21 protein-coding genes and 1 pseudogene are annotated in these 25,713 nt (G+C 46.8%); 2 read left to right on the forward strand and 20 right to left on the reverse strand.

From position 1 onward, the window contains the following. Nucleotides 1-283 precede the first annotated feature (283 nt). The 13 genes from alsE to pruA all read right to left on the reverse strand — a co-directional run bounded on the left by alsE (nucleotide 284) and on the right by pruA (nucleotide 14,996). Complete coding sequence (gene alsE / locus ACXADP_RS17640) at nucleotides 284-979, reverse strand: D-allulose 6-phosphate 3-epimerase (protein WP_474972039.1); 696 nt, start codon at nucleotides 977-979, stop codon at nucleotides 284-286. 58 nt (nucleotides 980-1,037) lie between these two features. Beyond that, nucleotides 1,038-2,147: a PTS fructose transporter subunit IIC gene (locus ACXADP_RS17645; RefSeq protein WP_474972040.1), complete on the reverse strand. Its 1,110-nt coding sequence runs from the start codon at nucleotides 2,145-2,147 to the stop codon at nucleotides 1,038-1,040. 119 nt (nucleotides 2,148-2,266) lie between these two features. Then, the gene (locus ACXADP_RS17650) at nucleotides 2,267-2,719 is read right to left on the reverse strand and encodes a fructose PTS transporter subunit IIA (RefSeq protein WP_474972041.1); all 453 of its coding nucleotides are present in this window, start codon (nucleotides 2,717-2,719) and stop codon (nucleotides 2,267-2,269) included. 29 nt (nucleotides 2,720-2,748) lie between these two features. Beyond that, nucleotides 2,749-3,072 (reverse strand): PTS fructose transporter subunit IIB, encoded by a 324-nt coding sequence (locus ACXADP_RS17655; RefSeq protein WP_474972042.1) that lies wholly within the window; start codon nucleotides 3,070-3,072, stop codon nucleotides 2,749-2,751. After that, nucleotides 3,072-3,521, reverse strand: a complete 450-nt coding sequence (locus ACXADP_RS17660; RefSeq protein WP_474972043.1) for a PTS sugar transporter subunit IIA — start codon at nucleotides 3,519-3,521, stop codon at nucleotides 3,072-3,074. The genes ACXADP_RS17655 and ACXADP_RS17660 overlap by 1 nt, the downstream gene beginning before the upstream one ends. Next, nucleotides 3,511-5,004, reverse strand: coding sequence for a BglG family transcription antiterminator (locus ACXADP_RS17665; RefSeq protein WP_474972044.1), 1,494 nt, complete (start codon nucleotides 5,002-5,004; stop codon nucleotides 3,511-3,513). Before ACXADP_RS17665 ends, ACXADP_RS17660 begins: the two co-directional genes overlap by 11 nt. Before the next feature lie 289 nt (nucleotides 5,005-5,293). Beyond that, nucleotides 5,294-6,670, reverse strand: a complete 1,377-nt coding sequence (gene rlmD / locus ACXADP_RS17670; RefSeq protein WP_474972045.1) for a 23S rRNA (uracil(1939)-C(5))-methyltransferase RlmD — start codon at nucleotides 6,668-6,670, stop codon at nucleotides 5,294-5,296. Between the two features lie 247 nt (nucleotides 6,671-6,917). Beyond that, on the reverse strand, nucleotides 6,918-7,823 hold the full coding sequence (locus ACXADP_RS17675; RefSeq protein ID WP_474967412.1) for a diacylglycerol kinase: 906 nt from the start codon (nucleotides 7,821-7,823) through the stop codon (nucleotides 6,918-6,920). A gap of 162 nt (nucleotides 7,824-7,985) precedes the next feature. Next, nucleotides 7,986-9,416 (reverse strand): Asp-tRNA(Asn)/Glu-tRNA(Gln) amidotransferase subunit GatB, encoded by a 1,431-nt coding sequence (gene gatB / locus ACXADP_RS17680; protein WP_027955740.1) that lies wholly within the window; start codon nucleotides 9,414-9,416, stop codon nucleotides 7,986-7,988. Next, nucleotides 9,413-10,885, reverse strand: coding sequence for an Asp-tRNA(Asn)/Glu-tRNA(Gln) amidotransferase subunit GatA (gatA, locus tag ACXADP_RS17685; RefSeq protein WP_474967411.1), 1,473 nt, complete (start codon nucleotides 10,883-10,885; stop codon nucleotides 9,413-9,415). Before gatA ends, gatB begins: the two co-directional genes overlap by 4 nt. A 12-nt stretch (nucleotides 10,886-10,897) precedes the next feature. Then, nucleotides 10,898-11,188, reverse strand: a complete 291-nt coding sequence (gene gatC / locus ACXADP_RS17690) for an Asp-tRNA(Asn)/Glu-tRNA(Gln) amidotransferase subunit GatC (RefSeq protein WP_160839217.1) — start codon at nucleotides 11,186-11,188, stop codon at nucleotides 10,898-10,900. 249 nt (nucleotides 11,189-11,437) lie between these two features. Then, entirely contained in the window at nucleotides 11,438-12,949 is a 1,512-nt protein-coding gene (gene putP, locus ACXADP_RS17695) for a sodium/proline symporter PutP (RefSeq protein WP_474967410.1), read from the reverse strand. Nucleotides 12,950-13,445: 496 nt separating this feature from the next. Further along, nucleotides 13,446-14,996, reverse strand: coding sequence for an L-glutamate gamma-semialdehyde dehydrogenase (gene pruA, locus ACXADP_RS17700; RefSeq protein WP_474967409.1), 1,551 nt, complete (start codon nucleotides 14,994-14,996; stop codon nucleotides 13,446-13,448). A 488-nt stretch (nucleotides 14,997-15,484) separates the two neighbouring features. Between pruA and ACXADP_RS17705 the strand changes: the two are divergent. Beyond that, nucleotides 15,485-15,649 (forward strand): annotated as a pseudogene (locus ACXADP_RS17705) (IS5/IS1182 family transposase); the annotation flags it as partial. A gap of 266 nt (nucleotides 15,650-15,915) precedes the next feature. On the opposite strand, the gene ACXADP_RS17710 reads toward ACXADP_RS17705, so the two are convergent. The 6 genes from ACXADP_RS17710 to ACXADP_RS17735 all read right to left on the reverse strand — a co-directional run bounded on the left by ACXADP_RS17710 (nucleotide 15,916) and on the right by ACXADP_RS17735 (nucleotide 24,817). Further along, complete coding sequence (locus ACXADP_RS17710) at nucleotides 15,916-17,490, reverse strand: glycoside hydrolase family 32 protein (RefSeq protein ID WP_474972046.1); 1,575 nt, start codon at nucleotides 17,488-17,490, stop codon at nucleotides 15,916-15,918. A 449-nt stretch (nucleotides 17,491-17,939) separates the two neighbouring features. Next, nucleotides 17,940-19,088, reverse strand: coding sequence for a CamS family sex pheromone protein (locus tag ACXADP_RS17715; protein WP_474967407.1), 1,149 nt, complete (start codon nucleotides 19,086-19,088; stop codon nucleotides 17,940-17,942). 12 nt (nucleotides 19,089-19,100) lie between these two features. After that, nucleotides 19,101-21,104: an NAD-dependent DNA ligase LigA gene (gene ligA / locus ACXADP_RS17720; RefSeq protein WP_474967406.1), complete on the reverse strand. Its 2,004-nt coding sequence runs from the start codon at nucleotides 21,102-21,104 to the stop codon at nucleotides 19,101-19,103. 14 nt (nucleotides 21,105-21,118) lie between these two features. Further along, nucleotides 21,119-23,353, reverse strand: a complete 2,235-nt coding sequence (gene pcrA, locus ACXADP_RS17725; RefSeq protein ID WP_474967405.1) for a DNA helicase PcrA — start codon at nucleotides 23,351-23,353, stop codon at nucleotides 21,119-21,121. Then, complete coding sequence (gene pcrB, locus ACXADP_RS17730; protein ID WP_474967404.1) at nucleotides 23,350-24,060, reverse strand: heptaprenylglyceryl phosphate synthase; 711 nt, start codon at nucleotides 24,058-24,060, stop codon at nucleotides 23,350-23,352. Before pcrB ends, pcrA begins: the two co-directional genes overlap by 4 nt. A 166-nt stretch (nucleotides 24,061-24,226) precedes the next feature. Next, on the reverse strand, nucleotides 24,227-24,817 hold the full coding sequence (locus ACXADP_RS17735) for a YitT family protein (RefSeq protein WP_474972330.1): 591 nt from the start codon (nucleotides 24,815-24,817) through the stop codon (nucleotides 24,227-24,229). A 427-nt stretch (nucleotides 24,818-25,244) separates the two neighbouring features. Here ACXADP_RS17735 and ACXADP_RS17740 point away from each other — a divergent pair, with 427 nt between their 5' ends. After that, entirely contained in the window at nucleotides 25,245-25,376 is a 132-nt protein-coding gene (locus ACXADP_RS17740) for a hypothetical protein (protein WP_474972047.1), read from the forward strand. A 34-nt stretch (nucleotides 25,377-25,410) separates the two neighbouring features. On the opposite strand, the gene ACXADP_RS17745 is transcribed toward ACXADP_RS17740, so the two are convergent. Continuing rightward, nucleotides 25,411-25,713 carry a YerC/YecD family TrpR-related protein gene (locus ACXADP_RS17745; RefSeq protein WP_027955730.1) on the reverse strand — a complete coding sequence of 101 codons (303 nt, stop codon included), beginning with the start codon at nucleotides 25,711-25,713 and terminating at the stop codon, nucleotides 25,411-25,413.

Raw genomic sequence — 25,713 nt, forward strand, 5'->3', positions numbered from 1 at the left:
AATAAAGAATCAGGCCTTCTCCAGAGTATATACAATAGCTTGGACAGCTATCATAAAATTTAGCCCCCTATTTAGTGATGGAGATGGTAGAACGCCGATGAAGCAACTTCCTACAAGATTGCGGAGGTTTTCAAGATGTTACACTAAGATTAGAAAACGTTTATAAAAAGGCGAGAAATGTATACCTTACTTCTATTCTGAATTTGCAGCCTAGATCCATGCTGTGCTGTATAACAAACCAAAGCCATGAGAAAGTATCTCATGGCTTTGGTCATCTTATTTTCTAAGAGTATGTGATTAATTTTCCGGTCATCTCCTCATAATCTTTGTTCATAATTTCCCACGATCTTTGAATGTCATCATCTAAACCAAACAAACCGCTACGACCTACAATATATATATCCGGCCCAGCTGCATCAATTTTTTTAAATGATTTCCTATTGGATGATCCATCCATTTCAATGAGGAAACCATAATCTTTTCTTTTTCTAAGTTCCCTTAAATTAACAATCTTATTTAACGTACTTTCGATAAAACGTTGACCTGCAAATCCGGGATCGATTGTCATAATTGTAATTTTATCGACTAATTCTATATATGGGTAGACTATGTCAATTGGAGTTTCAGGGTTTAAAACAACTCCCGCTTTTAATCCTGCATCATGGATTTGATCAATTAAACGAAAGGCGAGTCCATCCAAGACTTCAGCATGCATGCATATCCAATCGCACTCTATATCAATCAGCCTTTGAACCCATAGACTTGGGTCTGTAACCATAAGATGCGCAGAAATAGGCAAGTCACTTATTTTTCTAACTTCCTCGATAAACCATGGTGATAGTGTAATATTGGGAACATAATGCCCGTCCATAATATCCACATGATAAGAATCTACATGATGATTTAAGAACGTTATCTGCTCTTTAAATTTATCTAAGTCCATTGTCATTAAAGATGGAGAAAATTCCACTTTTTTCATGACCAGTATCCTCCTTATATTTATAATGATCTATGTTTTAAGTAGATGAAGCAGCTCTTTACAATACTTTGATATCAGCTAGATCAATTTCCTCTTCGTCTTCACCATTATCTTCTGACTCCAAACTAAGTTGTTCCTGAGATTTATGTTTCTTTATTAGCGCTAAGGTCGAACCTGTAACAAGTATATTTACCATAAGCGCCGCCACTCCCGACCAAGGGTTAGTCATAGTTGGTAACATTAGTACTCCACCAAACGGTACAGTTGCATCAGCTCCTAACACCATCGACACTGCTCCACCGGCAACACCGCCAACTGCTGTAGCAATTAAACAGCGTACAATATCGTTCATAACAATTGGAATTACACCTTCAACAATGTTAATAAACCCCATTGGCACCGCTGATTTCAGTGCTTCCGTTTCTATAGGGGTATAAATGTCTTTTCTAAATAACTTCCCAATAAAATAAGCTAATCCAAAACCAATTGGTGTAGCTGTATTCACCAACTGTAAAGCTGTAATTGGTCCATTAATACCTTCAGCCTGTAAGGTTAATACAAACGCAAAAACTGTTTTATTAATGGGGCCACCATAGTCTATCCCACTCAATAAACCAACAACTCCACCAAACATCACCAAAGAAGATGATCCTAGGCTATTTAAAGCATTTGTTAATAATGAGGTAAAGGCAGAAATGGGAGATCCAATTATATATACCATAATTAGCCCGCCTATAATGGAAGTAAAGAAAGGAATGATCAAAGTCGGCATTAGTCCTTTAGCCCATTTAGGTACTTTTAGGAACTTTATTAATGAAATTGCTAAATAACCTGATATAAATCCTCCTAATATTCCACCAATAAAGCCCGCACTAATTACATTAGCAGTTAAGCCAATAATAAATCCTGGAGCAATTCCAGGTTTACCAGCAATGGAATAGGAGATTCCTGTTGCTATGACTACAGGAAGCAAGCCTAGTCCAGCAGCCCCCATTGTCGCTAATGTATCCCAGAAAGAAAATTCACCTTGAATGAGTGCACCCTGACTTGTACCACCAAATCCCATACCAATTGCTATCAAGAATCCAGCCCCACAAACAATTGGAATTAAGTATGAAATTGCTGTTAACAAATGTCCCTTCAGATTTAATTCCTTTAAACTCCCCATCTTCCATCCCCCTATTCCATTAAATAACATAATGAACAGCTATTTATCCGTTGGCTTTTCAAAAAGTAAGACTTCAGTAATTAAATCACAGAAAAGTTCTACCGACCCAAAACGAACCATTAACTAGAAAAAGCTTCTTTAACGTCTTCTACTTTCTCAGACAGCAATATTTTTTTTATCACTTCATCATTACCTAACTTTCTCGCAAATAACGAAAGTAACTTCAGGTGATTTTTAGCCCCTTCATTGTCATTACCAACAGCAAAAAGAATTATCCCTTTCACACCGTTCCCATCTAGTGTTTCCCATGGTATTTCGTTTTTATTGACCCCTATTGCAACTCCTATTTCTTTCACAAAATTACTCTTACCATGAGGAATTGCAATATAGTTTCCAATGCCGGTTTGACCTTCTTCTTCCCTGGCATAAATATCTTTCATAAAACGTTTTATATCAGTTATATATCCATTTTCCAGTAGTAACTGTGCCAATTCATTTAGAGCTTCATCTTTATTTTGGGCATTCATATTTATTTTGATTGTGCGTTCATTCAAAATTTTACTAATTTCCAAAATTACCACCCCGCCTCCCAAATTTTCCTTTATTGATTCTGTTTTTGTTTTATTACTTCTTCTGCTTTTTTTATGAGTTTATTAGGTGACTTCACTGCTACTTCAGTTGGGACTTGAATAATGCGTTTCCCTTCAAACCGTTCTCTACCTGTTATTTTCACATCAGCTGCTAAAATAACAAGATCTGCTTCTTGTATTTGATCTAAAGAAAGCTCATTTTCCGTCCCTATCGTCCCTTGAGTTTCTATGGAAATTTCATGCCCTGCTTTCTTTCCTGCATTTTCCATTTTCTCCTGCGCAATGTACGTATGTGCAATTCCTACTGTACAAGCTGCAACGCCAACAATCTTCATCATAATTCCTCCTTAAGGTTATGAAGTTCTTTATAAAATCCTGTTTCTTTTTCGATATTTATTAATTTACTTATAAATTCTTCATCAGCTAAAGACCTAGTAAATGTAGTAATCTTTTTCTTTACCTTTTTCTGTTCATCCGACTTCATTAGGATTGCAATGATTAAGCGAAGATCACTTGTAGACTCGCCCCATATTATGGGTGTTGTTGGTCTAATAATAATTATTTGAGTCTCTAATACATGTTCGCTTTCAATGTGAGGAAGGAGAACATGCTCATCTATTAATGGACTTCCAGCTTTTTCTCTTTCTATGAATTGATGGAGAATATCGTATTTCTTTTCAGGATGGCCATTTTTGCATGTGATATATGAAAGATAGTCGTACACTTCCTCTTTAGTTTCTAAATTACAGTCCAAACAAATCCGATAAAAAGAATTATCGTTCATTGTAAATCTCCTCTATTTTCCTTTGAAGTCTTTTCTGGTCATCTATCGTAAACATGGCACTCACTAATAAATGTTGCATTGGTATATTTTCTTGAATATGAACAGTGGTCAATATCAATTCAATTTCTGGATATTTCTCCTTTAATTGCTGAATGTTTCTTGATGCTACTACATCCACTATTTCTAACTCAGGAAATCTTTTAGATGCTTTTGCTTTCAATAGTTCAGATGTTCCAATTCCAGTTGTACACATAATCAACGTTTTAATAGGACGCTGATGTTGATTTGTTTCAATTATCTTTGCAAAATAGAGAGTAATGAATCCGTTCTCATCATCATTTATTACCGGAAAATTATAAGTTTTACTGATTACCTCAGATACATTTTTCACATTGTAGAATATTTCTTCATAAGTCACTTTAATCTGACTTAACAAACTGTTTTTAACCCGAATATTATGCTCTAATCTATTAAGCATCGGCTTGATATGATTGGCCAAATCTACAAAGATGGTTTGATTATCTATATTTATACCTATTTTTGCGCTCATTTCATTAATATATGTCTGAGTTACCTTGATCACGCTTGAAGACAAGTTTGTTAATGATTCAAATGTTCCTTGCATTCTTGATGAAACTAAATATTGGTATAAAAAGTAGATTTCCATTTCAGGTAGAGGGCTATTCAAGTAATCTTCTATATTATTGATAATAGCTTTAGCAACTTGGTATAAATCAAAATCATTTTTCATATTTTCTCTTTTCTCATGTGATGCTTCACCTAAGAATATAAAAGCTGGGTTTTTTCTAGAACGGCTTAACAATATATACAAATGAGAAAAGATATTTACGTTGTATGGATAAGGAACAGTTATGTTCAAATCTTTTTCAATTTTTCTTAATTGATCTAAAATAATCAGGACATCAAACTTATTAAAATAAAGTTTAGAATTCGTTTTTAAATCATCAATATCAATGATGTTAAAAATTTCAATTATCTCTTTAATAGCCTTTCTTATATTAGACTCTTCCCCCATTACAGAGAGTGTCCTATTTTTTCTTTCCAGCAACAAATTATACTTCTTAAGTTCTTCGCTCATAATTTGTTCATCATTAAAGATTACTGAATCACCTACATAATAGGAATCGTATAGATAATATATTTTTATAGGTTTAGGTGAAGAAAGTAATAATTCTTCCATTATTCTTTTACGTCTTTCAGCAGGTGTAAAATAGTCTTCATTATATTTTTCATTGTTTTTTTGGTGATTGATGTATTTCTCATAATCTAGTTTGTAACCACGTCCGATCTCAGAAACAATCAGTGAATCATCCACGTTCTCATCGTTAATTTTTTTTATTAAACGGTATATTGTTTTTTTTGACGTATGGAGTACTTCTGCTAAATTCTCTGAAGTAACGTAATCTTCATTTTTTGAAAGAAACAGTAGCAACTTTTGTTCACGATTATTTTTAGAACTCACAATATCCCTCCTTGCAACTTTATATTATCTCAAGTTTCAGAAAGCGCTTCCTTGTTGAATGTCCATTGCAACGGACAATTTTTAAACAGTCTATACTATTTGTTAAATATGCACCATCTCAAAAGTCCTGAGTTCCTCAAATAATTCTTTCTAAAGTTTTACACATCTATGTCCTGATGTTGAAAATCCACAATGAGTTACACATTTTTCAGGTCACAAAAAAAGCAGGAGAACTATCCCCTGCTCTTCGTGCACTTCTCTCAAATATATCTCAAATTCAATCTACCAATTACTTCTTCTCTAACCATGTTACACACTCCACGTGACTCGTCTGCGGGAACATATCCACCGGCTGGACCTCTTTCGTCTCATAGCCGCCATCTTCCAGCACTTTAAGATCTCGTGCAAGCGTGGATGGATTACAGGACACATATACAATGCGCTCCGGTTCCATATCTAGCATCGCCTTCAACAGCTCTTCGTCACAGCCTTTACGCGGTGGATCGACAACGATCACATCTGGACGTAGCCCTTGGTTACGCCACCATGGCATCAGTTTTTCTGCTTCACCGACGAAGAAGTCGGCATTGTCCATCTTGTTAAGACGCGCATTCTTTTTCGCATCAGTGACGGCTTCCGGTACGATTTCAACGCCATACACTTTTTTCGCTTTCTGAGCTAAGAAAAGAGAGATGGTTCCGATGCCGCAGTAAGCGTCAATGACGGTTTCGCCGCCTCGTAGATCCGCATATTCCAACGCTTTATCATACAACGTTTTCGTCTGAGTCGGATTGACCTGATAGAACGATTTTGGTGAGATCATGAATTTGATGTCACCGATCGTATCGTAAATGTACTCATCGCCCCAAAGGACGTTCGTTTCTTTTCCTAAAATGACATTCGTTCTCGCGCTGTTCACGTTATGAACGATGGACTTCACAGTTGGAAATGCATCGCGGATCTCACTGATCATTTCATCTTTATGAGGCAGTTTTTTCGTTTTCGTTACGATGACGATCATAATGTCATTCGTATTCTGCCCTGTGCGGACCATGATGTGACGGAGCACACCTCGGTGGGTCTGTTCGTCATAGGCATCCAGGCCGTGCTTGGAGGCGATACGGCGGACGGTTTCCACCATGCGGTCGTTCACTTCGTCCTGGATCAGACACGTATCCATATCAATGATGTTGTGGCTGCGCTTTTGATAGAATCCGGTCATCAATTCACCGTCTTCCTTCTGTCCGACCGGGATCTGTACTTTATTGCGGTAGCGCCACGGATCTTCCATCCCCATCGTCGGGTGGACAGGCACGTGTTCCAGGTGGCCGATTTTCTTCATGTTGTCTTTGACCTGCTTCTGCTTCATATCGAGCTGCATCTGGTAGCTCATATGCTGAAGCTGGCAGCCTCCGCATTGATAGAATACATCACAGGGCGGATCGACACGGTGTTCACTTTCCTCGCTCACCTTCAAGAGTTTACCGAAGCCGAAGTTCTTTTTCACTTTCACGACCTTCACATCAGCCGTCTCGCCGGGAAGGCCATACGGTACGAAAAGCGGATAGCCATCAACTTTCCCTACCCCATTGCCTTCATGCGTCAAATCCTCAAACGTCACTTGTATCGTCTCATTCTTCTGTACAGGCGGCTTCACCTTCGCCATCATTCATCCGTCCTTTATCTATATACTCTAACCGTAGTTTATCATATCCCTAAGTGCGAAGTCGCCCTGATAGCTGCGACAAGCATAAGAACGCCGATTATGAAAAGTGATCTTCCTTTTCACAATCGGTGGACTTATGACCTCGAGCAGCTTGTGGAGGACTGCCGACTTCTACCTCAAACAATCCCCTCCCGAGCACTTACAAACAAAGAAAAGAACGCCACTGTTCCAACAGCAGCGCTCCCCCTTATTCTTCTTCCTTGAACTTATCTTCCGGTACAAAAAACTCCAGATGCCTGTATAAATTGACAAATTCCCCGGGCAATAATCCACCGAATTCCCCGTCAATATTCAGCTGCATCTTTTCATCCGTCTTCACTTTCACACGGCTGGCCGTGGTGTGGATGAACTTCGGATGGTTCAGGTGATTTCCCTGAATCGCGAGCGTGGCCAGACGGGCAAACTCGGCGACGTTCATTTTTTCGATGATCATCAGATCGAACAGGCCGTCATCCATACGTGCGGACGGAGCCAGCTTTTCGAGTCCGCCGACGGAGTTCGTGTTACTGACGAGAAACAGCATGATTTCTCCTTCATACCATTTGCCGTCATACTCGATTTCTACACGGGTCGGACGGATGGATGGCAGCATTTCGATGCCTTTCAAGTAATAGGCAAGCTGACCGATCATCGTCTTCAGTTTACTTGGTACTTCATAGGAAACTTCGGTGATCTTTCCCCCACCGGATATGTTCATGAAGTACTGATCATTCACGCGTCCGATATCAAGAGGGTGGGTATAATCCTCAAGGATGATATCGACGGCTTTATGGATGTTTCTTGGGATGTGCAAGGCACGGGCAAAATCGTTGGTAGTCCCGACTGGAATGACGCCGAGCTTCGGTTTATGATCCTGTTCGGCAAGTCCGTTGATCACTTCGTTAATGGTTCCGTCGCCTCCTGCGGCTACAACGACGTCGAACTCCTGCTCGACGGCATAACGGGCGGCCTCAGCGGCATCGCCGGCACACGTTGTGGCATGCGCGGAGGTTTCATAGCCGGACTGTTCGAATCTCTGTAATATGTCCGGGAGAACCTTGCGAATGAGTTCTCGTCCAGAGGTCGGGTTATATATAATTCGGGCACGTTTCATCATATGACCCCCTTTATCCAAGCTTGTTCCATCATACATCATATCTTTTTTTCCTGTTTTTGCAAACTTTATATAGTATATGACCGTTCGTCCTAAACCATACGAAAGCACGCACCCGGGAGTGCGTGCTTCGTCCCTCTATGATTCAGTCCAGGCTTCGTTTCAGCGCTTATCCATTTCTGCCAGAATGATTTTGTTTACCATCGGCGGGTTGGCCTGGCCTTTGGTTTCCTTCATTACCTGGCCGACGAGGAATCCGAGGGCGCGGTCTTTACCATTTTTGTAGTCTTCGATGGACTGCGGGTTGTTGTCCATGATTTTCACGATGATTTCCGTCAGCTGGCCTTCATCGGAAATTTGAACAAGTCCTTTATCCTTAACGATTTTCTCTGGATCGCCGCCGTTTTCCACAAGCTCTGTGAAGACTTTCTTGGCGATTTTAGAAGAAATCGTACCGTCTTCGATCAGCTGAATCATCTTAGCCAGGGATTCAGGTGTCAAAGCAAGGTCGGACAATTCTTTATAGTGCTTGTTCATGTAGGCGGATACTTCACCCATCATCCAGTTGGACGCCTGTTTCACATCAGCACCCTGACCAATCGCTTCTTCGAAGAAATCGGAAAGCTCTTTGCTGTTGGTGAGAACCATTGCGTCATAAGCGGGCAGCTCAAGCTCCTCGATGTAACGCTTCTTACGGGCATCCGGAAGCTCAGGGATTTCCGCACGGATGCGCTCTTTCCACGCCTCATCGATGTAAAGCGGGACAAGGTCCGGCTCTGGGAAGTAACGGTAGTCATCCGAACCTTCCTTCACACGCATCAGGATCGTTTCCTTCGTCTGCTCGTCATAACGACGGGTTTCCTGAAGGATTTCGCCGCCTTTCAGCAACTCCTGTTCCTGACGCTTCTCTTCGAATTCCAACCCTTTTTGAACGAAGGAGAAGGAGTTCAAGTTTTTGAGCTCGGTTTTCGTACCGAATTCTTCCTGACCGATCGGACGGATGGAAAGGTTGGCGTCACAACGCAGAGAACCTTCTTCCATCTTACAGTCGGAAACGCCTGTGTACTGGATGATGTTTTTCAATGCTTCCAGGTAGGCGTATGCTTCTTTCGGAGAACGGATATCCGGCTCGGATACGATCTCAACAAGCGGTGTACCCTGACGGTTGTAGTCGACAAGGGAGTAGCCGTCGTCGCTGTGCGTCAGTTTACCCGCGTCTTCTTCCATGTGAAGACGGGTAATACCGATGCGCTTTTTCTTTCCATCGACTTCGATGTCGATGTAGCCGTTCTCTCCGATCGGCTTATCAAACTGGGAGATCTGATAAGCTTTCGGGTTGTCCGGATAGAAATAGTTCTTACGGTCGAACTTCGTGTCTTCCGCAATGTCACAGTTCAGGGCCATGGCCGCTTTCATAGCGAAGTTCACCGCTTCTTCGTTCAGCACAGGAAGAACGCCCGGATACCCAAGGTCGATCGGGTTGACGTTCGTATTCGGATCATCTCCGAACATGTTCGGTGACGGGCTGAAGATTTTGGATTCGGTTTTCAGTTCTACGTGGACTTCAAGTCCAATGATCGTTTCAAAGTTCATGAGCGCGCACCTCCAAGGGACGGGCGTTGGGTATGGTAATCGGTAGCCTGCTCGAAGGCGTGAGCGGCACGGTAGACAGTACCTTCGTCAAAGTGTTTTCCGATGATCTGCAGTCCGATCGGCAGTCCTTCACTGGAGAAGCCGCAAGGAATGGAGATCCCCGGAACACCGGCAAGGTTGACGGGAATCGTCAAGATGTCGTTGGCATACATCGTCATTGGATCGTCCACTTTGTCGCCGACTTTAAAGGCTGGTGTCGGTGTTGTCGGTCCAACGATGACATCGTAGTCTTCGAAAACTTTTTCGAAATCGTTCTTAATAAGGGTACGTACCTGCTGGGCTTTCTTGTAATACGCATCGTAGTAACCGGAGCTCAGCGCGAATGTTCCAAGCATGATCCGTCGTTTCACTTCGTCACCGAAGCCTTCTGCGCGGGAACGCTTGAACATATCCAGCATAGACTCCGCATCTTCCGCACGCTTGCCGTAGCGGACACCGTCAAAACGGGCCAGGTTGGCAGACGCTTCTGAAGAAGAAAGCAGGTAGTACGTGGAAAGCGCATATTTGGAGTGCGGCAGGGAAACTTCTTCCCATGTCGCGCCCATTTTTTCGTATTCTTTCAGGGCAGCCTGAACCGCTTCTTTCACCTCAGGAGCGACACCTTCAGCAAGGTATTCCTTCGGTACAGCGATTTTCAAGCCTTTCACATCACCTGTCAGAGCCTCTGTATAGTTTGGCACTTCTACATTGGCAGATGTCGAATCCATTTTGTCATGGCCGGCAATCGTTTCCAGAAGGAACGCGTTATCTTCGACATTGCGTGTGATTGGTCCGATCTGATCAAGAGAGGATGCGAAAGCAATCAATCCGAAACGGGAGACACGGCCGTATGTCGGCTTCAATCCGACCACACCACAGTAAGCGGCCGGCTGACGGATGGAACCACCGGTATCGGAACCAAGAGAATAAGGGACTTCGCCTGCAGCAACAGCCGCCGCAGAACCACCACTGGAGCCACCTGGGACATAATCCGTGTTCCACGGGTTACGCACAGCAGCGTAGCTGGAGTTCTCGTTGGAAGAACCCATTGCGAATTCGTCCATATTCAATTTACCAATCGTGACGGACTTCGCGTCGTTCAGCTTGTTCACAACGGTTGCGTCATACAATGGATCGTTCAGGTTGGACAAAATCTGGCTTCCAGCTGTCGTACGAAGCCCTTTCGTTACGATGTTGTCCTTCACGCCGATGGGCAGACCGAACAGCTTCTCCGCTGCCGTTCCGCGCTCAGCATCCAGTTCTGCTGCTTTCGTCATGGCGGCTTCTTTATTCAGTGTGATGAAAGCCTGGATCTCTTCATCCACTTCGTCAATGCGCTTGTAGGATTCCTCTACAAGGTCCGTCACTGAGATTTCTTTATTATGTAGCTTCTCCTGAAGCTCTTTTAACGTGTACTCAAATAAAGACATCGTTGAACCTCCTTATTCCAAAATGGATGGGACTTTGAATTGTCCGTCCTGTTTGTCTGGTGCATTTTTCAGTGCATCATCCTGGGTGATCCACTTCTTCGGCTCGTCCTTACGCATGACGTTTTTAAGGTCAAGGACGTGGGTTGTCGGCTCAACGCCTGTTGTATCGAGCTCATTCAGCTGTTCAGCATAGGTAATAATGTCATCCAGCTGTTTTGTGAATGTTGCTGCTTCTTCATCCGTGATCGCAAGACGCGCAAGATTCGCGACGTGCTTCACTTCATCTTTACTGATTCTGGACATAATGCGACCTCCATTTCGATCTCACATAATATATGATCATACCAAATTTAAGAATCCATTTTCAACGTACGTAACACACCTATTCTATCTTAACATATCCACCGCCCCCTGTCTTTTTCCGTACGGATGGAAATTGACCACCGTTTCTAACAGAAAATTGAACACCAGGATGGAAGGCAGACCCTCTTTTTTAAACCTGCTCAAACATAAAAAATCCCCGGTCCAGCGACCGGGGATGATACTAGAAACTCAGCGTCTAGCTGCTTCATTGAATTCTTCAATGATTTCTTTCGGCGGTGTACCCATCAGACTGACAATCACCGTAGCAAGGGTGCTCAACAGGAATCCTGGTACGATTTCATAAAGATCGAAGATACCGCCGCTCAGGAAGTCACCCCAGATGACAACAGTGACGGCACCGACGATAATACCGGCGAGCGCCCCGTTACGGGTGATGCCTTTCCAGAACAAGGACAGGATGATGATCGGACCGAAAGCGGCACCGAAACCAGCCCATGCATAGGATACAAGTCCAAGAACGGTGCTGTCCGGGTTACCGGCAAGAAGCACGGCAATGAGAGCAATACCGGCTACGGCAACACGTCCGACCCATACCAATTCTTTTTCTGTAGCGTTTTTACGGAACAACGCCTTGTAGAAGTCCTCTGCCAGTGCAGAAGAAGATACAAGAAGCTGGGAGTCAATCGTACTCATGATCGCAGACAAGATGGCTGCCAACAGGATACCCGCAATGATCGGGTGGAACAGGATCTGAGAGAACGTGATGAAGATCTTCTCAGAGTCGGCAAGCATCTGGATGCCGCCTTCTGTAATGACTTCAGCATTAAACGTGGACAAGTCCGCTACATCAGCTGTGTTGATGTAGGCAAGTCCGAATAAACCGGTGAAAATGGCACCGTACAGGCCGAGAACCATCCAGCCGATACCAATCAGACGGGCTTTCGGTACATCCTTAGGTGAACGAAGCGCCATAAAACGAACAAGAATGTGCGGCTGACCGAAGTAACCAAGTCCCCAGGCAAGGGAGGAAATGATAGCCAGAGCACCGACACCCTGTACCATGTTCAAGTGGGATGGATCAATCTGGGCAACAGCGTCTGTCGCTGCGCTCCATCCACCAAGCTCAGATACAGCCACAATCGGCACAGCGATAAGAGCAAGGAACATCAGAATTCCCTGGACGAAGTCTGTCCAGCTTACAGCAAGGAAGCCTCCAAGGAACGTATAAGAAATAGTTACGATCGCGCCGAGCCATAAAGCCTGTGTATAGCTTAAGGCAAATGAAGCTTCAAACAGCTTCGCACCGGCGACCATACCGGAGGAAGTATAGAAGGTGAAAAATAATAGAATGACAAATGCAGATATAACACGCAGAACGTGGGAGTTGTCACGGAAGCGGTTCTCAAGATAGTCAGGAACTGTAATCGAGTCATTCGCAACCTCTGTAAATACACGAAGACGACGCGCGACAAACTGCCAGTTTAAGTAGGCACCGATCGCAAGACCGACACCGATCCACGCTTCAGACAATCCGGAAGCATAAATCGCACCCGGCAGGCCTAACAGCAGCCAGCCACTCATATCAGAGGCACCGGCGGATAGTGCGGCTACTCCTGGTCCTAAACGACGACCGCCTAAAACATAATCGGATAAATCAGATGTTAGACGATATGCGGCAAATCCGATACCCAGCATACCGATTAAATAAATGATAAACGTTATTAACGTTGCAGTACTCATGGTTTGTTATTCGCTCCTCTCAGTAAATAGGGAAATAAGTGATAGAATAATTAGTATTGGCATTGGGACGAACAACCAGAACCAGGTCGCCCCGGCGATGGATGCTGATGCTGCAGTCGCGAGCTCAAACAAGTGGTTCACCTCCTTCAAGACTTATGATATACAATGTTATGCATTTGTACCGACTTATGGTTCTTGAGTCACAAAGACTCAGGGAAACCAAACACGGATACAACTATATCATATAACTTTTGACTGAACATTGCAAAAATTTACATATTTTTACCTATTTGAATAAATATCCGTTAATAATGCATAATAATGCGTATATACGATGTTTTAATGATATTCATTCACAAAATTTCTTCAAAAAAATTTCACCACTTTGGTTAAAATAGGGAATTATCCCCTTTTCTCTGCCTCTTTAGTATGTACTTCTGCCTTATAAAAAAACCCCTCCTCTTATGTTGGATAAAAGAAGGGTGCGCCCTTTGCTTTACAGCATCTCAGACGATGTTTTGCCCTGCATGTGCTGCAGCAGGTAGTCCGGTCCTCCTGCTTTGGAGTCGGTTCCGGACATATTGAATCCGCCAAACGGATGATACCCTACAATAGCTGCTGTGCACCCGCGGTTGAAATACAGGTTCCCAACATGGAAGTCTTCCCGTGCTTTTTCAATGTGGTCACGGTTGTTCGTAATGACCGCCCCCGTCAGGCCGTAGTCTGTATTGTTCGCGAATTGAACAGCTTCCTCAAAGTCCTTGGCCTTCGTAAAACCGACGACAGGACCGAAGATTTCCTCCTGCATGACTCGTGCATCCGGAGCAAGATCGGCAAAAACCGTCGGCGCGACAAACCAACCTGTACCGTCATTCCCTTTTCCGCCGCACATTAAACTCCCTTCTTCTTTCCCAATGTCGATATAGCTTAAAATCTTGTCGTACGCTCCCTGGTCGATGACCGGCCCCATATAATGGCTGTTATCAGATGGATCTCCATAACTCACGCCCTTCTTCGTCTTCTGGACGACACGGTCGAGAAGGTCGTCGTAAATGGCCTCATGCGCAACGACACGGGAACAGGCCGAGCATTTCTGACCGGAGAAACCGAAAGCAGAATACGTGATCGCATCCGCAGCCAGTTCAAGATCGGCATCTTCATCTACGATAATGGTATCTTTTCCGCCCATCTCAATGATCGTCCGCTTCAGCCATTTCTGTCCCTCATGGACTTTCGCTGCCCGCTCGAACAAGCGGGTACCGACTTCACGAGAGCCTGTGAAGCTGATAAAGCGTGTGCGTGGATGATCGACAAGGTAATCCCCGACTTCCTTCCCGCTTCCTGGAATGTAATTGATGACGCCTGCAGGAAGACCGGCTTCCTCAAGCACCTCCATCATTTTATAGGCGATGATCGGGGTGGCACTGGCCGGTTTCAATAGGACGGTGTTACCGGACACCATGGCGGCGACTGTTGTCCCGCACATGATGGCAAACAGGAAGTTCCAAGGTGAAATGACGACACCGACGCCGAGTGGTATGTAGTGGAACCGGTTGTTTTCAATCGGACGTGAGTTCACGTCGACTCCTTTATCTATTTCAAGCATTTGACGCCCATAATACTCCAGGAAATCAATCGCCTCGGCTGTATCTGCATCGGCTTCCTTCCACGGCTTACCGGCTTCCTTGACGAGATGGGCGGTGAATTCGTGCTTTCGGCGGCGAATGATGGCCGCAGCCCGGAAAAGAATATCCGCGCGGTACGACGCCTTCGTCTTCCGCCACCAGTCAAATGTCTCATCAGCCACCTGATGGGCTTTTTCAGCCAGGTCCTGATTCGCTTTCGACACTCGGCCGATCACTTCTTTTTTATTGGCCGGATTGACGACTTCGATCTTCTCGTCAGTCATGATCCGCTCCCCGCCGATGATTAACGGATACTCTTTTCCAAGGTCTGCCTCCACCTGCTTCAATGCAGCCTGCATGGCTTTTCGATTTTCTTCCAGCGCGAAATCTGTGAATGGTTCATGTTTGTAAGGGACCACCATAAAAAAACGCCTCCTTGAAAGTAGTTGGGTATACGCCTTGTAATTTTAAGAAAATTACAATAATTAATGTTTCCACAATTATTCTACCGCACCCGTGTTCCTTATTCAAACGGAATATCCCGTTCTATTCCCCTCTAAAGCCCGGGCCGGTGAAACATTTTCAAATTCCCAGAGCATCGTACTTCCTGCTTCCGTTCCCTCTTAAATCTTTCTAAATTCCTTCCGTTATACAGCATAAAAAAACAGCCTTTATCAAGACTGTTGGGCTGTAGAAAAAGCCTGTGTTAACCAGTTAGAGTGGTCCATTTGCAGGGTCACTTTCCGCTTATCGGTGGATGAATGCCGCGGGCACGGCCTCAGCTAACTTGGTCAGGAAGATCGCCTGCCCAAGTGGATCTTCGGCCCGTGCTGTTCCCGCAGGCATCACCACCGAACGCTCCTCGTGCCGACGTTAGCATATATAGAAGAGAACATGTGCCCTATGCAGGTTCGCAGATTCAAAAGAACGGCATGAGCGGCGCTGTTGCCGCCTGCATGGAAAAGAAAAAGGGAAAGAACAGGCGCTGATGACAGCTGCCTGCCGGAATATGAAAAAGACTGCCCGCCATCAAACAAGGGTGAGCTGGGTGAAGGGGAGTCTTTTTCGATTTTAAAGAACTAACAAGGAGCGGTGCCCCTTCCACTCCTGCGGAAGAACGAGTGGGCCGAGATCACCGAGCGTGGGTGTTGCGAGGAAGCTCGGGCGCTCGTCCGCGGAAAGGGAAGGGGCTTTCGCTCCTGGCGGAAAAAAAGAAAAAAGCTTGTAAAGAAACAGGAGTTTCTCTACAAGCTTTTTTCTTTGTTGTCAGGTCATGCTTTCCCTGTACCGTTCACCAGGACCGGTTGGGCAGGGAAGCATTGATAAGCCGCACGCCACCGGTTACCACGCTGAAGGTCGATCGTAAATTTGGAGCGATTTGATATTCACATCCCCTTCTTTGCTGTAGATTTCAAGTCCACTGCTTTCAGGGAATGGGAAAATCCGCGTCGTTAAGACCTGCTGTCCACCATTCGCAAACACCTCCACAGAGGACCGGTCTACGAAGATGTGCAGCTTAACGGTGCCATCCTCTAATCGGGAAGGTGCCCGGTAGACACCAGCAAACGATTCGTGGAAATCGGTTTTTCCTGAGTTCAGACGATCGGTGAATACGACGTCGTTTTTCGTATCATATCCAACAATGGTTTCTTCCTGCATATCGGAGGAATATCGAACACGGAATCCGAATTCCCCAGAGGAGCCAGGTTCCATTTCCGCTGTAATCTCATAGGTTTCTTCTTCAAAACCATCAATCGTCTCTGAACCCTCCAGCTCGATACCAGCGGCTTCATATATGAGATCTCCGCGATGGTCTTTCAGTTCATCGGCCGGCTGCTGAATCAGCTGTACTTCCCCGTTTTTGTCTTTTTGAAGCGTGACTTCCCTTGGAAGCGACATCGCTCCGCGCCACGGATCGGTTGGAAGGCTGGAGGCATACGTCCAGTTACTCATCCAGGCCATCCATATGACACGGTCCTTCATGTTGTTAAAGGCCTGGGCTGCATAAAAGTCCGTCCCATAATCCACCCAGTTGATGTCATTGGACTTCTCCTGTCTTGTAAATTCAGCACCGTCAAAATCTCCGAGAAAATACTGGCCGCCTGAACCGTCGGCGATACTGCCCGGGTTCATATCCACCTGCAGCACCCAGAGTGTATCTCCCTCCTCTCCATCTACTGGGAGTTCAAACAATTCCGGCGTTTCCCAGATACCTCCCTGGGCTCCTGTATGACCGAACTCACTTAAGTATTCCCAATCCACCAGATTCTCTGATCCATAGAACATCACCTTTTTTCCTGCAGCCAGCAGCATGATGTATGTTTCAGACTCGTCATGCCAGATGACCTTAGGATCGCGGAAGTCCTCAATCCCGGGGTTCGGTACGACAGGGTTCCCATCGTATTTCTCCCACGTCCTTCCTTTGTCGGTGCTATAAGCGATCCGTTGATCCTGAACATCACCGGCACTCGTATAAAAGGCAACAAGACCACCTTCTTCATCTGGGAAGAGTCCACTTTTATTTTCTTCATCGGCAATGATACTCCCTGAGAAAATCATGCCATGCTCATCAGGTGTCAGCGCAACATCCTGTTCCTCCCAGTGTACGAGATCCTCACTGACTGCATGCCCCCAGCTCATATTTCCGAACTGATCCCCATCCGGATTGTATTGATAGAACAAATGGTATTCGCCTTCGTAATACACCATTCCGTTAGGATCGTTCATCCAGTTTTCCGCTGGAGTAAAATGATATTGAGGACGGAGCGACTGGTCATAGGAAATCTCCTCCCGTTCAGCCGCTTCCTCCTTTTCATTGATCTGCTCGGCAGGCGACACCGTCAGCATGTAAATGATCAGGAACAGGATGAGTACGACCACTCCTGTCAAAGCTGTAATTCGTTGGCGTGTAGACATAAACTTCAAACCTCTCTCTTTAAATATCCGAGATTATCTTATAGGGAGAGAAGCTTTCTTTCAACTATTAACCGGAGGGAGTGCTTTAGACCCTCCGCACGCTTCACAACAAAGATGAAATCCTTTTCCTTAGGTGTGTAAGCGGGTTCATCCCTCAAGGAAAAATGACTAAAGAACCAGAAAAAAACGACCAAGGTCATTAAAAAAAACATACCTCCATTTACAGGGTACGGTTTCAGTTTGTTGAAAACCCTGGTATTTTTCCAGAATCGCAGACCATTCTCTTTCCGTGCACAAACGTTTTCAGGATCTCACATCTCCATGCGGCTGGGACACAAGGAGCTTATCGGTGGTGACGCCCGCGCCAAGCATTCGATAAGCGGAACGTGGCCGTCATCACTTCACAGGTAAAAAAAGCCGTACCCTGAAAATCAGAGTACGGCTTTCTTTTATTTATAGACATGTACAAAGGGTTCTTCTTCCCCTGCGTTTTTAACGATCAGGCTTTCCGGGTCGTCCATGCTGTGAATGTTCACCTGAACACCATAATGGTCCGGGAACATTTCAACAACAAGACTGTACACATACTGGGTAAACCCGACAACCTCGGACTGCGACTGGAATTCGATCGGAATTTCAATCGTAACCTCCCGCAGGTCGTTGTTCACGTAAAAACCGTTGCCGATCATACCGACAAAGTTCGGGAAATAGTCGGACACTTCTTTTCTGAAGTCCGAAAATACCTGGGAATCATCGAAGTGATCGGTTTCCGCTTCACTGGATGGGAAAAGGACATGCTTCTCATCAATGGTGTCCCAGCCACCGATGGACGCGGATGAACCTTTCACATACGCCTTGCTCAGGAAGCTGCCCGGTACTTTGGAGCTCGCCTCTTCTTCTTCATACAAAGCAAATACGACAGGCACGTCCTTCAGTTCCTCATCTTCGCGGATACGTTCCAGGATTTCCCCGGCGTACTGCTTCCCTTTAGTCAAAAGCTCCTCGGTCGAATGGTTTTCAGAGTAATTCTTTCCGTCCGGTGTCTGGAAATTGTACACCGTACGCAGGGAGATTCCGATCGTGATCCCTTTCAGTTCCACGACGTTTTCTTCCTTCTTCACTAAGTAATCCTGTTCAACGATATTGGAAATGTATTTCGGACTGTCACGGAACTCTTCTTCCGATGCTTCATCTTCGTCGAGTTCAGGGTTCAGCCCTACTTCATTTGTCTCGCTTTCACGGGAAAGCCAGCTGATCAGCGTATCGTCCGTCAAATACTGACCCGACTGGAAAAAGTAATCCTCGGGGTCATAGTATTCCTTGGAGTGCCGGCGCAGGCCGCTTTCAAATTCATCGATATCCAGCCGGTTGCCCATCTGGTTCGTCGTGACGCCGCGGGCGGAAGACACTGTCGGACTGCTTTCGGTCAGGATCATCCGGTAATCTTCTTCAGACATCGTATAGTTGGGAACAATCGCCGACTGGTTATTGTTCTCATCGGTCGTTTCCTGTATGACTTCTTCTCTATTATCAAAAACGGGCGTACACGCGCTCACGAAAAGCACCGAACTAAGTAACAGTGCGTGCATCTTCCTCATGCTTTCCACTCCCTAATCGTTTAAAGCTTCTCTAAACTGCTCTTCATCCCAGATTTCAACGCCGAGATCTGCTGCTTTCGTATATTTCGAACCGGCATCCTCCCCGGCGATGAGAAGGTCGGTTTTGGCACTGACACTCCCCGTCACTTTGCCTCCGAGTCCTTCAACGATTTTCTTCGCTTCAGAACGACTGAAATGTTCCATCTTTCCGGTCAGGACAATCGTTTTATCCTTGAACGGAGAATCTTCCGGCTGGTCGCTTTTCTTCGCGCCGAGGTATTCCATATTCAAGCCGAGCGACTGGAGTTCGTCCAACAGCTCGATGACCTGCGGCTTGTCAAAATAGCTGGCGATCGAATCCGCCATCTTGCTGCCGATTTCGGGAACCGCCTCCAGCGTTTCCGTGTCTGCTGCCTTCAGAGCCTCCATATACTCAAAGTGCTGGGCGAGCGTACTGGCGGCCTTGGAGCCGACGTAACGGACGCCAAGACCAAAAAGCAGGCGTTCCAGAGAGTTTTCCTTGGAGGCTTCTATCGCATGCAGCAGGTTTTCGACCGACTTTTCCCCCATGCGGTCCAGCTGCAGCAGCTCTTCACGGTCCAGCTTGTACAAGTCGGCAATGTTATGGATCAGGTTTTCCTGGAATAGCTGGGCGATGACTTTTTCACCGAGCCCTTCGATATCCATGGCATTTCTGGATACGAAGTGGATCAATCCTTCCCGCAGCTGGGCCGGACAGTTCGGGTTGATGCACCGCAGTGCGACTTCTTCTTCAATCCGGACAAGCTCACTTCCGCATTCCGGACACGTTTCCGGCATGTAGTACGGCTCTTCGTCCCCTGTCCGATGATCCGTAAGTACACGTACCACCTCAGGAATGATGTCACCGGCTTTTTTAATGACGACCGTATCTCCGATGCGGATGTCCTTTTCACGGATCAAATCTTCATTGTGAAGAGAAGCCCGCTGCACGGTCGTTCCCGCGACTTTGACCGGTTCCAGAATGGCGGTCGGGGTTACGGCCCCTGTCCGGCCGACGCTTAACTCGATATCCGTAAGCGTAGTGACCGCTTCTTCAGCCGGGAATTTGTAAGCGGTCGCCCAACGTGGACTTTTAGCCGTAAAGCCGAGCGTTTCCTGTTGATCCAGACGATCTACTTTAATGACGATCCCGTCTATTTCATAGTCGAGATCCGGGCGCCGTTCGACCCAGCTGTTCACATAGTCGATCACTTCATCGATGTTGTTACACCTTTTCCATTCCGGGTTCGTTTTCAGTCCCAGTTTCTTCATCCGCTCCAGCCGTTCACTGTGGGCGTCTGTCGGATCGTCCTCCCAGACACCGATGCCGTAAAGGAAAATATCAAGGTTCCGTTTGGCGGCGATTTTCGGGTCCAGCTGACGCAGCGATCCAGCTGCGGCGTTCCGAGGATTGGCAAACGGCTCTTCGCCATTCGCTTCCTTCGCTTCGTTCAAACCGACAAACGAGCGCTTCGGCATATACGCTTCCCCGCGCACCTCAAGGGTGGCAGGCTCTTTCAAACGGAGCGGGATGTTGCGGATGGTCCGGAGGTTTTTCGTAATGTCTTCGCCTGTCGTTCCGTCTCCCCGTGTCGCTCCCCGGACAAACACCCCATCCTCATATTTCAATGAGACGGCGAGACCGTCGATTTTCAGTTCGCACACGTAGCTGACTTCTTCGTCTGTGCCGTTCTTGACACGGCGGTCGAAATCACGGAGCTCTTCCTCGTTAAAAGCGTTGCCGAGGCTGAGCATCGGAATATCATGCTGCACCTTCACAAAAGCATCGAGAGGCTTTCCACCGACACGCTGGGAAGGGGAATCCGGTGTCTGCAGCTCCGGAAATTCCTCCTCCAGGTTGATCAGCTCCTGCATTTTTTTATCATATTCATAGTCAGAGACCGACGGATCATCGAGCGTATGATATTGATAGCTGTACTGCTCGAGTTCCTGTCGCAGCGCCTCGATCCTCTGCTGCGCTTCACTTGCGTTCATACTCATTCACTTCCTTACGCTTTCGTAATCGGAGCAAAACGGGCAAGCAGCCGCTTAATGCCTGTCGGTGCCGGGAACGCGATGTCGAGCTCAAGCGCATCTCCCTCACCCTGCACTTTGACGACGGTGCCGGTTCCCCATTTTTTGTGTGTCGCTTTATCACCAGGCTGCCAGCCGATCTTCTCTCCGCCGGTCGATTCCGTCTTCTTCGGTTTCTTGGCAGAACGCTTCGGCGGCTCCTGGGTCTGTCTCCCAAACGGGCTCGTTTCACGCTTCTTATTGAAAAACGGCAGCTCTTCCTTCTGCTCGCGTCCGTCGACGAGCTCTTCCGGAATTTCATGGATGAACCGGCTGATCGGGTTCATGTTCGTCCGTCCATACAACGTACGCATTTTCGCATGGGTCAAAAACAGCTGCTTCTCAGCACGGGTAATCCCTACATAAGCGAGGCGGCGTTCCTCTTCCATCTCTTCCTCATCCATCAATGCACGGCTGTGCGGGAAGACATTCTCCTCCATCCCGATGAGAAAGACGACAGGAAACTCAAGACCCTTCGCGGAGTGAAGCGTCATAAGTGTGACCGTGTCATCACTACTAGGGTCCTCATTCATGGAATCGATATCCGCAATCAGCGCAAGATCCGTCAAGAACGCCACCAAGGTTTTATCTTCGGCATTTTCTTCAAAGTTCTTCGTTACGGATTTGAATTCTTCAATGTTTTCCAGACGGCTCTGGGCTTCGATGCTTTTTTCGTTCATGAGCATCTCTTCATAGCCGGTTTTATCGATCACCTGCTGCACCATATCGGTCGCTGACAGGAACTCCTGCTGCTCGCTCCAGTTCTGGACCATTTTGCGGAAGCTCATAATCGCCTTGGCTGCTTTGGCGCTGACCCCGACGAAATCGACTTCCGCCGCTGCTTCATACAGCGAAATATCGTGATCGGCCGCATAGGCCATCATTTTATCCATACTCGTTTTTCCAACCCCGCGCTTCGGTTCGTTGATCACACGCTGGAAGCTCAGATCATCGTTCGGGTTGGCAATGAGACGCAGGTAGGCAAGAAGATCCTTGATTTCCTTACGATCGTAGAACTTCGTACCGCCGATCATCTGGTACGGGATGCCCGCTTTGACGAATGTCTCCTCAATCGTACGCGACTGGGCGTTCGTCCGGTACAGGATCGCCGTATCCTGATAGCGGAACTTCCCCTGTCTTACGAGGTCGCCGATTTTATCGGTGACGAAAAGGGCTTCCTCACGCTCTGTGCCAGCCTGATGATAGTGAATCTTTTCGCCGCCTTTATTATCGGTCCAGAGGCGCTTCGGCTTGCGGCCGGAGTTTTTATCAATCACGTTGTTGGCCGCATCGAGAATCAATTCTGTGGAACGGTAATTCTGCTCCAGCAGGATGGTCCGTGCTTTCGGGTAGTCACTTTCAAAGTTGAGGATGTTTTGAATATCCGCTCCGCGCCACGCATAAATCGACTGGTCGGAATCCCCGACAACACACAGGTTCTGATACCGGCTCGCCAGATGCTTGACGAGCTGGTACTGCGCGTGGTTCGTATCCTGGTACTCATCGACATGGATATACTGGAAGCGGCGCTGATACGTTTCCAGCACTTCCGGCACTTCATCAAACAAACGGAGCGTCTGCATGATCAGGTCGTCGAAATCGAGCGACTGGTTTTTACGCAGCTTTTTCTGATAGCCTTTGTACACTTCAGCCACCTGTTCCTCATGGGTACTGCCGGCCTGGTTGGCATAATCTTCAGCCGTCATCAGTTCGTTTTTCGAATTACTGATCGCCCCGAGCATCGCCCGTGGATCCCACTTCTTCGGATCCAGGTTCAGTTCCTTCAGCACCTGCTTGATGACAGAAAGCTGGTCACTGGAATCCAGAATCGAGAAGTTGCGGTCATAGCCGATCCGGTCGATGTCCCGTCGTAAGATCCGGACACACATCGAGTGGAACGTCGACATCCATATTTTTTCGCCGTCTTTCCCGACAAGGGATTCTACACGCTCTTTCATCTCGCGCGCGGCCTTGTTTGTAAACGTAATCGCCAGAATGTTGCGCGGCGCTACATCTTTTTCACTGAGTAAGTAGGCAATCCGATGGGTCAGCACCCTTGTCTTACCACTTCCGGCACCTGCCATAATGAGCAGCGGGCCTTCTGTATGGATTACCGCATTGCGCTGTTCTGTATTCAAACCTTGAATCAAAGCATTCAACGCCTGAGTCATGAACGTCCACCATCCTTCTTCTTTGTTGATTTGACTGCTTCCACCGTTTGAAGCGCCACTTGTATATCTTCATAGATGACATTCCCAATGACGACGACGTCTGCCTGGGCTGCCATTTCTGCTGCCTGCTGCATCGTCCGGATACCGCCGCCGTATACGAGCGTAGTCCCCTCCAGCACATCCGCCACTTCTTTTACGAGAGCCGGATCACCATAGGTCCCGCTGTATTCCATATAAAAAACCGGGAGGCGGAAAAGATGCTCGGCCATCCGGGCATATGCCAGCACGTCCGCTTGATCCGGCAGAGAACAGGACGTTTTTTGAAAAACTTTCGCTTCGGGATTCAGGACACAGTAGCCTTCCGTCAGCATAGCCGTCCAGTTGATCATATCGCTGTATTCTTTGACTGCTTGATGCTGCACATCAAGCATCCACTTTTTATCTTCACTGTTCAGCACCATCGGAATGAAATAAGCGTCAAAATCCGGAGCAACGGCTTCCACATCGGACACTTCCAACACACAGGTGACGTTGTACGCCTCCACCCGCTCCTGCAGATCGGTAACATTTTCAAACGTTACCCCATCGGTACCGCCGATCATCACCGCGTCCGTACCGGATGTGCAGATGTCCTTCAAGTCTTTTTCCGAAATCGTTTTATTTGGATCCAGTTTGAACACATGATCCCACTTGCTTATATTGTACATTTCCGGCCTCCAAAACAACAGTTATCCATTAGTCGATTATAACAAAATTTCGGCACCGGGTTGAGGGTTTCCCTCAGAGTGTAAATATTCTGTGAAAGAACGACCGGGAAAATCCGGCTGCCAAACAAAAAAAGCGGCCGAGAATGTTCTCGGCCGCCTTACTAAATTAAGAGGCAGGATGTTCAGGAAGGAGACGGGAAGAGGTGAACGTCATCGTAACAAGACCGACACTCAAAATCGTAATGGCGGAAAGAAGCAGCGTTTCCATCGAAAACAGCAGCCCTCCCGCCCCGATGATGACCGCATCGATGGCCAGAATAACGAATCCGACATTTACCTTCATCCAGTCAGCGATCATCTGAGCAAGAAGATCCGTCCCGCCGGTGCTCGTATGGTGCCGGAGCATCAAACCGATCCCCCCGCCGACAAGGGCCCCGCCGATGATCGAGCTGATGGCAGGGTCGAGCGGCAGATGATAAGCACGCAGTCCCTGAAGCACATCAATGGAAAACGAGGAAACCAACAGGCCGTGCAGGCTGTTGTAAAAGTACATGCGGAAATGAAACCAGGCAAGGGTGAAAATCGGGATGCTGAAGCAGATGATCGTCAGCCCCACTTTCATCCCCCATATGTAATTGGCGATCATACCGATACCGATGATCCCACCGTCGAGGACATGGTCGGGAATAAGAAAAAAGTTGATGCCGAGCGAAAGAATCAAGCTTCCGGCTACGATCATGATCCCTTTCTTCACCATCTCTTTCACAGGCCCGTCCCCCTCACCCCATTCTATGCGGGTCGAGTGTTTTTAGAAGACGAAAAAAAGACCGCCGTCACGGAAAAGCGTTCGGTGGTGAAGACTAAGGGAACAGCACGAGCCGAAGATCTACTTGGACAGACGGTTTTCCTGACCAAGTCAGCTGAGGCCGGGCCCTAAGCAAGCATCCACCGACAAGCGGAACGTGACCAGACACCAGCCATTCTTTCAGCAGATGAACTTCTCAGGAAAACCACGGTATGAAAATCCATCTGTCTATTTCTTCCTATTAACACACTTATAATATTGATGTCTGCCTACTCCTTCTTTTTGAATTCAGTGGGGATGGTATCGGGATTTTCATCCTATGGCCCTAAGGTTCATCCCTCTTTCACGCTCATTATTTGACTGTCACGAGGAGCGTTCGGTGGTGACGCCTGCGGGAACAGCACGAGCCGAAGATCCACTTGGACAGGCGGTTTTCCTGACCAAGTTAGCTGAGGCCGGGCCCGCGGCAAGCATCCACCGACAAGCGGAACGTGACCAAACACACACATAAAAAAATAAAGACTGCCGTTATGGCAGTCTTTTCTCTATTCTGTACGCTTTTCGTGGACACGGTCGAGCGCTTTGGTATAGGCGTCGTTGCCGTAGTTCAAACAGCGCTTCACACGGGAAATCGTCGCTGTCGAAGCTCCGGTTTCCGTTTCAATTTTATGATAGGTGTACCCGTCTCTCAGCATGCGGGCGACCTCCAGACGCTGAGCCAGCGACTGCACCTCGTTCATCGTTGCCAGATCATCAAAAAATTCATAGCACTCTTCAATATCCTGTAGTGAAAGAATCGCTTCAAAAAGCTGATCCAGCGTTTTTCCGCGCAATTTATCGATTTGCAT

The organism is Halobacillus sp. AWH4_228 (assembly GCF_056158365.1).

Coding starts and splice junctions, on each gene's coding strand:
- alsE (WP_474972039.1), bottom strand. CDS start 979: ATGAAAAAAGTGGAATTTTCTCCATCTTTAATGACAATGGACTTAGAT.
- ACXADP_RS17645 (WP_474972040.1), bottom strand. CDS start 2,147: ATGGGGAGTTTAAAGGAATTAAATCTGAAGGGACATTTGTTAACAGCA.
- ACXADP_RS17655 (WP_474972042.1), bottom strand. CDS start 3,072: ATGAAGATTGTTGGCGTTGCAGCTTGTACAGTAGGAATTGCACATACG.
- ACXADP_RS17660 (WP_474972043.1), bottom strand. CDS start 3,521: ATGAACGATAATTCTTTTTATCGGATTTGTTTGGACTGTAATTTAGAA.
- rlmD (WP_474972045.1), bottom strand. CDS start 6,670: ATGGCGAAGGTGAAGCCGCCTGTACAGAAGAATGAGACGATACAAGTG.
- ACXADP_RS17675 (WP_474967412.1), bottom strand. CDS start 7,823: ATGAAACGTGCCCGAATTATATATAACCCGACCTCTGGACGAGAACTC.
- gatB (WP_027955740.1), bottom strand. CDS start 9,416: ATGAACTTTGAAACGATCATTGGACTTGAAGTCCACGTAGAACTGAAA.
- gatA (WP_474967411.1), bottom strand. CDS start 10,885: ATGTCTTTATTTGAGTACACGTTAAAAGAGCTTCAGGAGAAGCTACAT.
- gatC (WP_160839217.1), bottom strand. CDS start 11,188: ATGTCCAGAATCAGTAAAGATGAAGTGAAGCACGTCGCGAATCTTGCG.
- putP (WP_474967410.1), bottom strand. CDS start 12,949: ATGAGTACTGCAACGTTAATAACGTTTATCATTTATTTAATCGGTATG.
- pruA (WP_474967409.1), bottom strand. CDS start 14,996: ATGGTGGTCCCTTACAAACATGAACCATTCACAGATTTCGCGCTGGAA.
- ACXADP_RS17710 (WP_474972046.1), bottom strand. CDS start 17,490: ATGTCTACACGCCAACGAATTACAGCTTTGACAGGAGTGGTCGTACTC.
- ACXADP_RS17715 (WP_474967407.1), bottom strand. CDS start 19,088: ATGAGGAAGATGCACGCACTGTTACTTAGTTCGGTGCTTTTCGTGAGC.
- ligA (WP_474967406.1), bottom strand. CDS start 21,104: ATGAACGCAAGTGAAGCGCAGCAGAGGATCGAGGCGCTGCGACAGGAA.
- pcrA (WP_474967405.1), bottom strand. CDS start 23,353: ATGACTCAGGCGTTGAATGCTTTGATTCAAGGTTTGAATACAGAACAG.
- pcrB (WP_474967404.1), bottom strand. CDS start 24,060: ATGTACAATATAAGCAAGTGGGATCATGTGTTCAAACTGGATCCAAAT.
- ACXADP_RS17735 (WP_474972330.1), bottom strand. CDS start 24,817: ATGGTGAAGAAAGGGATCATGATCGTAGCCGGAAGCTTGATTCTTTCG.
- ACXADP_RS17745 (WP_027955730.1), bottom strand. CDS start 25,713: ATGCAAATCGATAAATTGCGCGGAAAAACGCTGGATCAGCTTTTTGAA.